The 14,492-nt window shown below is 40.7% G+C and carries 9 protein-coding genes and 2 tRNA genes; 6 read left to right on the forward strand and 5 right to left on the reverse strand.

Annotation, left to right across the window (positions count from 1 at the left end; all coding sequences use genetic code 11):
* Positions 1 to 140: 140 nt before the first annotated feature.
* From FN809_RS16430 to FN809_RS16440, 3 genes are all read right to left on the reverse strand, one after another.
* Positions 141 to 215, reverse strand: a tRNA-Val gene (locus FN809_RS16430).
* Positions 216 to 246: 31 nt separating this feature from the next.
* Positions 247 to 321: transfer RNA gene (locus FN809_RS16435), tRNA-Val, on the reverse strand.
* 122 nt (positions 322 to 443) lie between these two features.
* Positions 444 to 1,733 (reverse strand): bifunctional folylpolyglutamate synthase/dihydrofolate synthase, encoded by a 1,290-nt coding sequence (locus FN809_RS16440; protein WP_142534627.1) that lies wholly within the window; start codon positions 1,731 to 1,733, stop codon positions 444 to 446.
* A gap of 100 nt (positions 1,734 to 1,833) precedes the next feature.
* Here FN809_RS16440 and FN809_RS16445 point away from each other — a divergent pair, with 100 nt between their 5' ends.
* The 5 genes from FN809_RS16445 to FN809_RS16465 all read left to right on the forward strand — a co-directional run bounded on the left by FN809_RS16445 (position 1,834) and on the right by FN809_RS16465 (position 7,408).
* Positions 1,834 to 3,156 carry a PhoH family protein gene (locus tag FN809_RS16445; protein ID WP_142534628.1) on the forward strand — a complete coding sequence of 441 codons (1,323 nt, stop codon included), beginning with the start codon at positions 1,834 to 1,836 and terminating at the stop codon, positions 3,154 to 3,156.
* Between the two features lie 153 nt (positions 3,157 to 3,309).
* Positions 3,310 to 4,629 carry a tRNA (N(6)-L-threonylcarbamoyladenosine(37)-C(2))-methylthiotransferase MtaB gene (gene mtaB / locus FN809_RS16450; RefSeq protein ID WP_142534629.1) on the forward strand — a complete coding sequence of 440 codons (1,320 nt, stop codon included), beginning with the start codon at positions 3,310 to 3,312 and terminating at the stop codon, positions 4,627 to 4,629.
* A 49-nt stretch (positions 4,630 to 4,678) separates the two neighbouring features.
* Positions 4,679 to 5,488 (forward strand): inositol monophosphatase family protein, encoded by an 810-nt coding sequence (locus FN809_RS16455; RefSeq protein ID WP_142534630.1) that lies wholly within the window; start codon positions 4,679 to 4,681, stop codon positions 5,486 to 5,488.
* Positions 5,472 to 6,383: a lysophospholipid acyltransferase family protein gene (locus FN809_RS16460; protein ID WP_142534631.1), complete on the forward strand. Its 912-nt coding sequence runs from the start codon at positions 5,472 to 5,474 to the stop codon at positions 6,381 to 6,383. The genes FN809_RS16455 and FN809_RS16460 overlap by 17 nt, the downstream gene beginning before the upstream one ends.
* Positions 6,380 to 7,408, forward strand: coding sequence for a glycosyltransferase family 2 protein (locus tag FN809_RS16465; protein WP_142534632.1), 1,029 nt, complete (start codon positions 6,380 to 6,382; stop codon positions 7,406 to 7,408). Before FN809_RS16460 ends, FN809_RS16465 begins: the two co-directional genes overlap by 4 nt.
* A gap of 6 nt (positions 7,409 to 7,414) precedes the next feature.
* Here the strand turns inward: FN809_RS16465 and FN809_RS16470 are convergent, their stop codons facing one another.
* The gene (locus FN809_RS16470; RefSeq protein WP_142534633.1) at positions 7,415 to 8,716 is read right to left on the reverse strand and encodes a UDP-N-acetylmuramoyl-tripeptide--D-alanyl-D-alanine ligase; all 1,302 of its coding nucleotides are present in this window, start codon (positions 8,714 to 8,716) and stop codon (positions 7,415 to 7,417) included.
* Positions 8,717 to 8,780: 64 nt separating this feature from the next.
* On the reverse strand, positions 8,781 to 10,277 hold the full coding sequence (locus FN809_RS16475) for an SUMF1/EgtB/PvdO family nonheme iron enzyme (RefSeq protein WP_142534634.1): 1,497 nt from the start codon (positions 10,275 to 10,277) through the stop codon (positions 8,781 to 8,783).
* Positions 10,278 to 10,601: 324 nt separating this feature from the next.
* Between FN809_RS16475 and porU the strand changes: the two genes are divergently transcribed.
* Positions 10,602 to 14,444, forward strand: a complete 3,843-nt coding sequence (porU, locus tag FN809_RS16480) for a type IX secretion system sortase PorU (RefSeq protein ID WP_142534635.1) — start codon at positions 10,602 to 10,604, stop codon at positions 14,442 to 14,444.
* The last annotated feature ends 48 nt before the right edge of the window (positions 14,445 to 14,492 follow it).

The following is a 14,492-nucleotide window of genomic DNA, read 5'->3' on the forward strand; positions in this document are numbered from 1 at the left end:
CCAATCCATCGCAGGTATACCCGATGTAATATTTGTTTTTTGAAGGAGAATGCAGGATGTAGAAGTGGCAGGCCATGAAACGCTTTAGCTTACTTAAAAAAGAAAAGGAAGTCATATTTCTATAACTTCCTCCTATTCCGTGGGCGATGAGGGATTCGAACCCCCGACCCTCTGGGTGTAAACCAGATGCTCTGAACCAACTGAGCTAATCGCCCTAATGCTTTATACTATCTTTAAAAAATCGAGTGGGCGATGAGGGATTCGAACCCCCGACCCTCTGGGTGTAAACCAGATGCTCTGAACCAACTGAGCTAATCGCCCGATTTTTGTCTTTAAACCATGTCAAACCACCATTGTGATTTGCTTCCTCTTTTTGCCACCTCTTTTTTAAAGCGATGCAAATATAGACCTCTTTTTTTTATCTGCAAAACTTTTTGAATAATTCACAACACTTCGGCCACCACAAATGTGCTTCCTCCGATGAATATCAAATCATTAGCCCCCGCATTTTTTTTCGCTTTACACAGTGCCTCTTCTACCGACATATAAGTATTACCGATTACGCCATACTTTTGTGCTTCCTTTTTTAATATATCCACATCTAATCCTCTCGGAATATCAGCCTTGGCAAAATAATAAGTTGCGTCTTTTGGAAGCAATCGCAACACCCTACCAATGTTCTTATCGTTAACCATACCCCAAACCATGTGCAACTCCTTAAATGGTGTTTGACTTAACTGCTGCATCAATTCTTTTACACCTTCTGCATTATGACCGGTATCGCATATTATTGCCGGATTGGCACCCAACACCTGCCATCTACCCATTAATCCGGTATTTGCCACAACCTGCCTTAATCCTTTGTAAATATGACTCCTATTTATATTAAAACCCATCTCATTCAATACCTCTATTGTTTTTAATATAGTCTTTACGTTTTTTTGCTGATATTTACCCGCTAAATCCAATTTTAAATCCGGATATTCCAACGAATCTTTACGATACACCTGTAAAATTTGCGTTGCATCAACACCATTCATCGCTACCGGTATATTAAAGGCTTTATCCGCATAAAAAATAGGAGCCCCCTTTTCTCTGGCTATTGCATCGAATATTTTTTGCGTTAGTTCATCTGTTTCTCCAATTACCACCGGCGTATTGGCCTTTATTGTTCCGCCTTTTTCGCGAGCCACCTCTTCAATTGTATCCCCGAGCAAAGCAGTATGATCCAAGCCAATATTACTTATCACAGTGCATTGCGGCATTATAATATTGGTAGAATCTAACCTGCCCCCTAATCCTACTTCAATTACGGCTACATCCACCTTGTTCATCGCAAAATAATGAAAAGCCATGGCAACAGTCATCTCAAAAAACGACGGTTGCACTCCTTTAATAATGGACTGATGCTTTTCCACAAAGTTAATCACTTCGATCTCCGATATGCAGATACCATTAATTTTTATCCGTTCTCTAAAATCTTTTAAATGAGGCGAAGTGTATAATCCCACTTTATAACCGGCTTCGTACAAAACTGAGGCTATACCGTGCGATGTAGAACCTTTGCCATTGGTTCCGGCCACATGTATTGTTTTAAACTTTTTGTGTGGATGGTTAAAGTAGCTATCCAACTTATGCGTATTATTTAAGTTGGCCTTATAGGCAACAGTTCCCGCACGTTGATACATTGGCAGTTGTGAAAACAAAAACTCCAACACCTCTTTATATTGCATGTAAGTATCGTTTTAATTTTTTGCTATTAGATAACAAAACTATGTTTTTAGTACGAAAAAGAATATATTTATACATGTTCAACCATTAAAACCTATGCACATGTCCACTAAAAGCAAGATTTTTATTTTGGATACAAATGTAATTCTTCACGACCACAAATGTATATACAACTTTAAGGATAATGATGTAATTGTACCTATTGTAGTGCTCGAAGAGCTGGACAAATTTAAAAAAGGTACCGACCAAATCCATTATCAGGCAAGAGAATTCGTCCGTAACTTAAACGAAATAGCCGGCGAACAACTTTTTAACGAAGGGGTTTCCTTGGGGGAGAAACGAGGTAAACTTTTTGTAGCTACGGGTAAACCTTTTACGCAAGCTATGGAGGACTCCTTTTTTGAAAAATCAGCCGATCACAGAATTTTGGCCATCGCACTGTACGTAAAGGAAAAGTTCGCAGGACGAACCGTCACCTTGATTACCAAGGACATTAATTTACGGATGAAGGCTAAATCGCTGGGTTTAAAAAGCGAAGATTATACCACCGACCAGGTAAAGGATATCGACGTACTGGACAGGGGAGTTCAGATTATTGATAACTTTGACACCACAATAATAGATACCCTCTACAACTCAGATGGAGTTGCTGAAGGTGCTTTTCCCCAACAGGATTTACCCGCCAACCAATTTTTTGTGTTACGCAATGGTAACAAGAGTGTACTTGCCACTTACGATCCCTTTTCCAAATCTATAAAAAGAGTTGAAAAACAGGGTGCTTTTGGGATTGAGCCCCGGAATGCCGAACAAACTTTTGCCCTAAGCGCGTTATCCAATCCCGACATTAAATTGGTATCATTAACAGGAAAGGCCGGAACAGGCAAAACCTTATTGGCTTTGGCTTCGGCCTTACAACAAAACAAAAGTTACAAACAGATATTACTGGCTCGCCCCATCGTTTCGTTAGCCAACAGAGATTTGGGTTTCCTGCCGGGGGATGTGAACGAAAAGATTGGCCCCTATATGCAGCCCTTGTTTGATAACTTGAGTGTAATAAAACATGGCCATGGTATTAAAAGTCGCGAAAACGTAATGATTGAAGAAATGCAACGGGATAACCAATTAATGATAACACCATTGGCATACATTAGGGGCAGGAGTTTATCCGATGTATTTTTTATTGTAGATGAAGCACAAAATCTCACCCCACATGAAGTTAAAACTGTGATTACACGGGCTGGTGCCGGTACAAAAATTATTTTCACCGGCGACATCGAACAAATTGACTCGCCCTATCTCGACAAAACATCCAATGGTTTGGCTTATATGACCGAGAAAATGAAAGGACAGGATATCTTTGCCCATGTGAACCTTATCAAAGGCGAAAGGAGTTATTTGGCTGAATTAGCCAGCGACTTGTTGTAGAAATATACCACAATTACAAGCATAGGCCGGAGTAACTTTCCGGCTTTTTTTTGTGTCGGCATGTTATGATCCATTATTGCGCTCTTTTCATTATCTTTGTCCGTTTTTTTAACAAGTATGATATAGTAATTATAAAACGGAGAGAGGAATAGGATGATTGATAAATCGTTGTTTTTAGAGAAAAAAGTTGCTTTTCACACCTTGGGCTGTAAATTAAACTTTAGCGAAACTTCAACTATAGCGAGAGCATTGACAGATGAAGGTTTTATAAAGGTAAAATATGACGACTTTGCCGATGTTTATGTTATAAACACTTGTTCGGTAACAGAAATTGCGGATAAAAAATGTCGTTATGCCATCAACAAAGCTATTCGGCAAAACCCCAATGCCTTTGTGGTAGTAACTGGCTGCTTTGCTCAGCTTAAGCCACTGTCTATTTCCAAAATGGAGGGGGTGGACCTGGTACTGGGCTCTAACGAAAAATTTAGAATAGCAGATTATTTAGGCGACCTCCAAAAGAAAGCATCGGGAGAGGTACACGCCGGTAAAATCATGACCAACAAAGAATTTTTCCCTTCTTATTCGATGGGTGACAGAACACGAACATTTTTAAAAGTACAGGATGGCTGCGACTACTTTTGCTCTTTCTGCACTATACCTTTAGCCCGTGGAAAAAGTAGAAACGCCGATATAAAAACTACCGTTCAACTGGCAAAAAAGGCCGCTTCGGAAGGTGCACGTGAAATTATCCTGACCGGGGTTAATATTGGTGACTTTGGAAAAAGTACCAACGAAAACTTTTTTGAGCTAATCAAAGAGCTTGACAAGATAAAAGAGATTGAAAGATTTAGGATATCAAGTATAGAACCCAACCTTTTATCGGACGATATAATTGAATTTGTGGCTCAATCGCAACGCTTTATGCCGCACTTCCACATCCCCTTGCAGTCTGGTTCAAACAAGGTGCTGGCTATGATGAAACGCAAATACAACCGCGAACTTTTTGCCCAGCGTGTAGAAAAAATTAAAAGCTTATTGCCACATGCTTTTATTGGTGTTGATGTAATTGTTGGGGTACGTGGCGAAACAGGTATTCATTTTAACGAAGCCCTTGATTTTATCAATGAGCTCGATATTTCGCAGCTTCACGTGTTTACCTATTCCGAAAGACCAAACACCAAAGCACTTACCATTGAACACGTAGTGCCCATTTCGGAGCGAAAGCTTAGGAGCCAGATATTACATCAGGTTTCCGACAAAAAAACACGCCACTTTTATGGCCAATTCGAAGGGCAAACTGCGCGTGTGCTTTTTGAAGGAAGTGAAAACGAGGGCATGATGAACGGCTATACCGAGAACTATTTAAAAGTAAAACTTCCTTTTGACGCATCATTAAAAAATAGTATTAAACAAGTAAAGCTAAAATCGTTTGTACCCGATGAGATGGTTTTTGATGCTGTATTGATGGATTGATTTAGTAGATTTGTTCACCCAATTATTTTGTTCACCCAATTATAATGATATGGATTTAAAAACCTTATGCCAATCGGTTGTGGAATTGGCTAAAAATACAGGACAATATATACGCGATGAATCCCAAAACAGTAAGCAAATTAAAACCAAGGGCAAGAATGACTTTGTAACACATGTAGACAAAGGAGCCGAGGAACGCATCGTTGCCCGGTTATCGGAGCTATTGCCCGAAGCCGGTTTTATTGCTGAGGAGGGCAGCTCTACAAAAGTGGGCGATCGCTACAATTGGATTATCGACCCTATCGACGGCACTACCAATTTTATCCATGGCCTGTTTCCCCATGCCATTAGCATAGCGCTTCAGGATAATGATATTAAAAGTAAGGAAATTGTTTTAGGCGTAGTTTACGAGCTGGGCTTAAACGAGTGCTTTTATTCTTGGAAAGATGCCCCTGCCTATCTCAACGGTGAAGTAATAACGGTTTCTCAAGCGCCAAAAATAGCCGACAGCCTGTTGGCCACCGGGTTTCCCTATGCCAACTTTGAGCGGATGGAGGGTTTTATGAAATCGCTCGATTACTTTATGAAAAACTCACACGGACTGCGCAGGCTGGGCTCAGCAGCTGTAGACCTGGCCTATGTGGCCTGTGGTAGGTTTGAGGGCTTTTACGAGTATGGCCTGCAATCGTATGATGTAGCTGCCGGAGCATTTTTGGTGCAGCAAGCCGGCGGACATAATTGCGATTTTTCAGGTGGTAAAAATTACCTTTATGGTCAGGAAATAATTTCGAGTAACGCACTAATATTTAAGGAGTTTAAAAAGGTTATTTACAACTTAATGTATGGCGAAAGTGAATAACATTGGGGTTAAATCAGGCATATTTTTTATTAAGCTAATCGGTTATTTACCTTTTTGGGCACTCTTCCTGCTTTCGGATGCTTTTTACTTTTTAATACGGTTATCCGGCTACCGAAAAAAAACGGTGATGACCAACCTGCGCAACGCCTTCCCAGAAAAATCAGAAAAAGAGATTCAAAACATCGCAACTAAATTTTATCGTCACCTGTGCGACTTGTTTTTCGAAACCTTTAAGCTGCAGAGCATGAGTGAGGCACAAATGCGTCAAAGAGTGCAAATATCTAATGCCGAATTGTTAAACCGATACTACGATGAAGGCAAAGATGTTATTGCAGTGCTGGGCCATTATGGCAACTGGGAGTGGGTGCCTTCCATCAACCTGTTTATAAAAGCGCAAGGGTGCGAAGTGTACCATGTTATAAGAAACAAGGAGTACGATAAATATATGCTGGGTTTAAGATCCAAATGGGGGACTTTGAATTTTCCCATGAAAACCTCTTACCGGTCGATGCACAAGTTAAAAATGGAAAATAAACGCTTTGTCATCGGAATGATATCTGACCAATCGCCTGCAAAAAATAAAATACAGTACTTTACCAGGTTTCTGAATCAGGATACTCCGGTTTTGCTGGGCACAGAAAAAATGGCCATAAAAACAAACAGCCCGGTAGTATTTTTTAGGTTCGACAAAATAAAACGTGGCTACTATAAGCTTACGGTAGAGCCCCTGATTGAAAATCCCCGCGAAACCCGTGAATATGAAATAACGGAGATACATACCAAACATTTAGAAAATATAATCCGGGAAAAACCGGAGTTTTGGTTGTGGTCGCACAAAAGATGGAAGCACAAAAGGGAAGATGTTATGAATGCCACCTTAAGCAGAAACGCATGACCAAAGTAGCGGTTGTTATTTTAAATTGGAACGGAGAAAAATTACTGAACGAATTTCTCCCGCAAGTAATCGCCAACTCTCAAGTAGAGGGGGTAGAAATCATCGTGGCCGATAATGCTTCCACAGATGCCTCCATCCAATTGTTAAAAACCAAATTTCCAACACTAAGTATTATACAATTAGATAAAAACTATGGTTTTACGGGCGGATACAATCGCGCATTAAAGCAGGTTAAGGCTGAACATATTGTTCTTTTAAACTCGGACATCGCCCCGGCTCCCAACTGGCTTCCACCCTTAATAGAGGAGATGGATGCTTACTCCCAAACGGCTATTTGCGTTCCTAAGATAAAAAGCTATCGTGAGCCTGCCTATTTTGAATATGCCGGTGCAGCAGGTGGTTTTATCGATAAGTATGGCTTCCCCTTTTGCCGAGGCCGTATTTTTAATGAGATAGAGGAAGACAAAGGACAGTATAACCAATCGGGGGCTATATTCTGGGCCAGTGGAGCCGCATTAATGATTCGCTCAAAATTATTTTTTGAGTGCGGAGGACTGGATGAAGACTTTTTTGCCCATATGGAAGAAATTGACTTGTGCTGGCGATTAAAAAACAGGGGCTACCAGGTTAAATATATTGCCAACAGCGAGGTGTATCATTTGGGTGGTGCTACGTTGGATTATCAGAACCCCAGAAAAGTATATTTAAATTTCCGCAACAACCTTTTTCTTTTGGTCAAGAATATAGGCAAACACAAACTACTCTTAAAACTTACACAGCGCATGTTATTAGACGGTATAGCGGCTGTTAAATTTCTTGTTTCGGGCGAATTCCGTAACATCTCTTCCGTTTTTATGGCACATCTGAGCTTTTATCGTTTGTTTGGCAAAATGTATCGTAAAAGATTAAATAACCTAAAAAAGGTAAAAACAACCCGACACAAAGAAATTTACACGAAGTCGGTAATTGTTCAGTTTTTTATTAAAAACAAAAAAAAATTTAGCGAGTTAGAAGGCTTGGGATAAATCTTTTTATAGCACCCCTATCAGTTTCTCCAGTTGATTGCTGCGCGATCCTTTTATCAAAACAAAAGAATGCAGGATAGGCTTCTCTACTTCTAATTCAGACATTAAATCGTTTACATTACTAAACCAGCTATATTCTTCCTCTGCTTTTAAAAGCATTTTATAACTATCGCCCACTAAAAAAGCTTTTACCGATTTGTACTTTTTCAAAAAATCCAATATTGCTGCGTGCTCCTTATCACTATCGGCACCCAATTCTTTCATCTCGCCCAAAATAAGCACTTTATTATCTTCCTCAATAGCCATAAAGTTTTGGAGTGCAGCCAACATGCTGGTAGGGTTGGCATTATAGGCATCCAAGAGTATCTTATTGGTATCCGAAACCACCAATTGCGAACGATTATTATCGGGAACATAGTTGCTTACCCCCTGCGCTATATCCTCAACCTCCACACCAAAGTAGCTACCAACGGCCAAGGCTGCCAAGGCATTCTCAAGGTTATAAGCCCCTATCAATTGCGTATTAATATTCAACTGTTGCTTACCTACACTTGCCGCAAACGATAAGTTAGGTGTAGGGTTTAATTTTTCCAGTTTAACTTTACACTCCTCGTCATCGCCATATAAAAACAGTTGCGCGCCACGATTAAGCATCCCCATCAAATGCGCATTGCATTTATTCACAAAAAGAACTCCATTACGATCTTCAATAAAGCGATACAGCTCTCCCTTTGTTTTTTTCACCCCCTCAAAAGAGCCAAATCCTTCGAGATGTGCCTTACCCACATTGGTTATCAATCCGGCATTGGGTTGGGCTATCCGGCATAAAAATGCAATTTCGCCTGGATGGTTTGCCCCCATTTCAACCACAGCCATTTCAGTATCCTCGTTTAATGACAACAAAGTTAACGGTACCCCAATATGGTTATTCAAATTACCCGCAGTGGCGAAGGTACGATACTTTTTACCCAGCACGGCCTTTACCAACTCCTTGGTAGTTGTTTTTCCATTGCTGCCGGTTATGGCTAAAACAGGTATGCCCAACGCCATTCTATGAAAGGTAGCCAGCTCCTGTAAGGTGGCCAAAACGTCATCTACCAAGATATAGTCATCGTTTACAGCTACTGTTGCATCGTCAACTACAGCTTTCAAAGCGCCTTGCTCCATCGCGTTCTTAGCAAATAAATTACCATTAAAATTGCTTCCTTTAAGGGCAAAGAACAAGCATCCTTTTGTAATCTTGCGGGTATCGATGCATACGCCGGAGCTTTGTTTAAAAACAGGGTACAGTTGTTTCACATTCGTCATACTACAAAAATAAAAAAAGGTCGATTCAAACGAACCGACCTTTTAAATAATTATGAAATAATTTTTATCTTCTGTCTTTGGCCTGCATAGGGCTACCAACTCTGGTCATGGCACAGCGGAATCCCAAGTCGTCGCGGGCTTCGCTCTCATCGAGGTATCTGCGGGTTCCCGGGCTTAACCAGTAAGCTCTGTCTCTCCACGAACCACCTTTGTAAACTCTTGTTTTATCCGACACTAATGATCCCATGCTTCCGGTATGCGCACCGTACATATCTTTGGTATCTTTTTCGGTATCTAACCATTGGTCGCCAACCGAAATATTGGACTGTACATCGCCATCCTGATAGTTACGGTTATCCGCTGTACGATAGTTCTTACGACCCATGATGTCTTTATCGTCTTCCATCTCATAACGAATACGACCCAAACTATCTTTCTCTACCAGATAACCTTCTTCATCTATTACCTTGGTTTTAAATACATTACCTCTATAGGGGCTAAACTCATCTACTTCGTCAAAAGAAAGTGGACGGTACACATCGGCTACCCATTCGTTTACATTACCTGCCATGCAATACAAACCATAATCGTTGGGATAATAGGAATATACATCCACTGTAATATCGCCTCCGTCGTTCAGATCGCCGGCCATACCCATGTAGTCGCCACTGCCTCTAACAAAGTTGGCCATCATTTTACCTCTTTCGTTTTTGTCGGCATTTCGAGTAATATGTCCGTCCCAGGGGTATATCCTGCGGCTGGTCATACGCTCCTCTTGCGAGTTGCCTATTAATCCGAGCGCGGCATACTCCCATTCTGCCTCGGTAGGTAGGCGATAGCGTGGTAAAAGATATCCATCTTCCCAACGTACACGCCTGCTGTCCTTGTTTGGATCCAGATCTTCTATCGGCTTTTTACCCGCAATACCATCGTACTGGCCATAGAGATAAGCCTCAGTGTTAAAGTTATTTTCGTTTTGCTGGTTTACGTCCATTTCCAAAACGCCCATATCCACCAATATTTTTTCATTTACCCTATCGGTTCTCCACTGGCAAAAATCGTTGGCTTGCAACCAATTAACCCCCACCACAGGGTATTTACTGTAGGCCGTATGTCGAAAATAATTTTCCGTCATAGGCTCGTTGTAGGCCAATGCTCTACGCCAAACCAACGTATCGGGCAAGGCTTTTCTGTATACCTCGGGATATTCAACAAAAACCCGGTTTATCCAGTACAGGTATTCGCGATAATCCACATTTTTAACTTCGGTTTCGTCCATGTAAAACGATGGAACTGTAACACGCCTTGGCACATTGTTCCAATCATACATTACATCCTGTTCTACCCTACCCATTATAAAGGTACCACCCTCAATAAATCTCAATCCAGGGCCCAGCTCCTGCTCATACCCATCGTAAAATTCAAAACCGCCGTTTTCAGGCGTGTTATACTCCCATCCGGTAGCAGAAGAAACATTGCCCGAACCGCCTTTACCACAGGAAGTTGTTAGCACAACCCCGAGCACAAGTGCAATATGAAAAAGTCTAATTTTAAGCTTCATAGCGAAATATAATCTTTAGTTATCTTTAATTCTTACAACAATTTTATTACTTTTTATCAACTCTCTTTTTATACAATCAATCCTTCTCTTATACTGCAAAAATAGAAAAAGGTTATCATCCACTAATTATTCTTTTCATTTTTTTTTCTTTAAAAGCTTATTTGATTGTTTAATGTAATATTGTATCCTTTGTAAACGTTATATTTTGTGAAATCGTGTGCAAACACGGTTTTTTTTTACTTTTGTGAATTACCTCATAAACATCTACTGTTTTTTCGATGTTTATAAGGTAGTAGAATTGAACACAAAGAAACAGGAAATTATATGAATACGATAAAGATTGGGTTGTGGGGTTTTTTTTGTATGCTAAGCATGGCTGTAAGCAGTCAGGAAAACATTATTTTAGATAAAACAGTTGAGTGGAGGGATCCGTCAATAATCAACGTGCACGGAGAAGAAGTAACACTACTTCAATTCTCCGATATGGGTGACCTGAAACCTGAAACGAATATCCCCATGCTGAATCAAACAATTAAATTTCCCTACGGCACAACACCCGAAAATATTCAGGTATCCATCCAGGAACCGGTATTTATATGGCCTACACCACAGGAGCATGCTCATTTTAAAGATAAAGTTTTAAATAAAGACATCAACTTTGATTTTTCCGTTTCACAAAGCGGCCAACAGTATTTCCTGGATCTCTCACTCACCCCCGTTATTAAGCCCGAGGGTGCTTTATCATTTAAAAAACTGGTTTCGTACAGCATCCTTATCAGCTACAAACAAACACAGCCATCTCGTTTAAAAAGCACTTTAAAGGCAGTTAACTATGCCGATAACTCTGTACTTAGCAAAGGTAAATGGGTAAAGGTGAGTATAGCCAAATCAGGAATTCATAAAATAAGCTATAGCCAGCTTAAAGAGTGGGGTGTGACCAATACTGCCCATGTAGGCCTGTACGGAAACGGTGGTAAGGCGCTCCCTGCATCAAACAACGAATATCGGCCCGACGACCTTATTGAAAATCCGGTATGGCACTATAATAACGCCATCTATTTTTATGCTCAAGGCCCGGTAACATGGGAGTTTGACGACAACAAAAGAATTTTTAAACACAAAAAAAACCTTTTTAGCGATAAGGCCTATTATTTTATCACTGAAAAAGATGCCCCATCGCAAACCCTTGCAGCATCGAGCCTACACACTGCAGAATACGATAAAGAAGTTGATTATTTTAATGACTATGCTTATCACGAGATAGATAATCATAATTTGATTTCATCGGGCAATGTATGGTTTGGCGAAAAATTCGATTATTACTCTAATACGAATCATAGCTTCGATTTTACATTTGACAATACGGTGAGGGGATCCAGTGCTACGGTATTTGCTTCCCTTGCAGCCCGATCGAGTACTACCACTGCCTTTGAGTTGCTGGTTAACGACAAGCTCCTTACCAAAACCTACGTAAGCAGTGTAGATGTTACCAAAATCGTCGGCTACTTCGCCAGAATGGGTACACTCAGCACCAACTTTGATGTTAACGACGATAATATTAAACTGAACATCCGTTTTGCCCTTAAAAACAGTCAATCTTCATCCCTTGGATACTTAGATTATATATGTGTAAATGCAGACAGACATCTTCATTTTATAAGTAACGAGCTGGCATTTAGGAATCAGGATATGGTGGGCACCGGCAGCAAAGTAAAATACGTACTTTCCAACAGCAACAATGTTATTATATGGGATATTAGCAATCCCTTAAGTCCTTTAAGCGTAAAAACAAGCACCTCGGGTACACAAACCGAATTTAATTATGCAGCAAATGAGCTAAGGGATTTTGTGGCTTTTGACCCGGAAGGGAGTTTTCCGACTCCTGTTTTTGAAGAGAATGTGGCGAACCAAAACCTGCATGCCAGCCCTTTTGCCGATTACATTATTGTGAGCCATCCGGACTTTTTATCCGAGGCCAACCGATTAGGCACGATACATCAAAACTACAGTGGGATGAGTTATTTGGTGGTGAACACCAAAGAAATTTACAACGAATTTTCATCGGGGAAAACAGATGTTACAGCCATTCGCAGCTTTGTGCGCATGCTTTACGACAAAGCAGGTGACGATTTAAGTAAAAAGCCAAAAAACCTACTGCTGTTTGGCGATGGCTCCTACGATAACCGGCCGGGGATTGCCGGCAATACCGATAAGATACCCACGTATCAGTCGGACAACTCTATACACGCAACCAGCTCGTATGTATCAGACGATTATTTCGGATTATTAGATCCCAACGAAGGAGACAGAATACCATCTGACAAGGTGGATATTGGGATTGGTCGTTTTCCGGTAAACACATTAGAAGAAGCTAAAATAGCGGTTGACAAAACTTACAAATATTATTATCAGCAGAGCAACGACCAGTGGAAAAGTAACCTGACCTTTGTAGGCGACGACGGCGATGGAAATATCCATATGAGAGATGCCGACCTACTGACTAAAGACCTTTTGGCTACGCATCCCGAATATAATATATCCAAGCTGTATTTTGATGCCTACGAAAAATTAACCACCACTTCCGGAACCAGTATTCCTGTTATTGAACAGGATATAGGACAAGCGATTACCAAAGGAAATTTAATTTTTAATTACACCGGACACGGCAGCCCTAATGTTTTAGGCCACGAAAAGGTAATTACCAAAACACATATTGCCAGTTGGAACAATATTGACAAACTTGCCCTTTTTGTTACGGCCACATGCGAATTTAGCCGTTACGACGAAAAAGATATGATTACGGCGGGCGAAGAATTGTTTTTGAATCCACTGGGAGGTGCTATTGCACTTTTCTCCACCACACGAATAGTGTACTCAAACGCCAATCACAACCTGAACACCAGTTTTTATAATTTTGCTTTTGAACGTGATACTGATGGCCAGCCGTACACCCTGGGCCAGATAATGAGGCGTACAAAAAACAAACTATCGAGCTCCATCAACAAGTTAAACTTTTCGCTTTTGGGCGATCCGGCTATCCGCTTGATTTATCCCAATGCAAAGGTGAATACCCTGAAAATTAACGAAGGCGATGTAACCATGAAAGTGGACGGAACACCTGCTCCCCTGGACAGTCTAAAGGCTTTAAGTAAAATAAAAGTTACCGGACAGATAAGCGATAGTTTCAATAAACTAAAAGACGACTTTAACGGAAGAGTTTTCGTAACAGTGTACGATAAGCAAAGTCGAATAGTTACCCGAGGCAACGATGGAGCCACACCTTTTTCCTTCGACACCTTCGATAATATTATTTTTAAAGGTTCAGCCAGTGCGTCTAACGGTGTTTTCGAAACAGAATTTGTTATACCCAAAGATATTCGCTACAATTTTGATAAGGGAAAAATTAGCTATTATGCCTATTCAGATGAAAGCCAGCAAGAGGCATTTGGTGCCTTTTCGGATATTATCATAGGTGGTATCGATAACAATGCCGACGAGGATAACACAGGGCCTGAAATTAAACTATGGCTTAACAACAAAAACTTTAGCCAGGGAGCCAAGGTGGGTTCACGACCAATCCTGTTGGCCGAGATATCGGATATTTCGGGTATTAATACTACCGGAAATGGTATTGGCCACGACATTACGGCTGTAATAAACGATAACAACTCAAACCCAATTATATTAAACAACGACTTTGAAGCTACCATCAACAGTTATCAGGAAGGCATCATTAAACGACAATTGCCGGTTTTGGAATCGGGTAAGCACACACTCACCCTTAAGGCATGGGATACGCATAACAATTCCTCCACTGCAAGTATCCAGTTTCAGGTTTCAGAAGAAGGTGGTATAGCTATTTCCGATGCCATTGTGTTTCCCAATCCACTAGTGCCGGGACAAACATCGTATATCTCCTTTCAACACGATGACCCCAACTCGCGGCTTAACATTCAATTGTTAATATACGGATTAAACGGACAGCTCGTTTCGCAACAAAACAGCTCGGTAATATCACTGATTAATACCATCCCCCCCATTGAGTTAAAGGCGCAAACCAGCGGAGGGCATTCACTAAGCCCCGGTATTTATCTGTACAAACTTATTATCGACTCCCAATCAGGGCGCAAAGGGGAAATTTCGGGTAAAATTATGGTGGGCCGATAATAAATTTGATTTTTTTGAGTTTACAATTGTAGTCTTAAATTTGTAAGC

This window comes from Saccharicrinis carchari, assembly GCF_900182605.1.
In the GTDB taxonomy this organism is placed as follows: Bacteria; Bacteroidota; Bacteroidia; order Bacteroidales; family Marinilabiliaceae; genus Saccharicrinis; species Saccharicrinis carchari.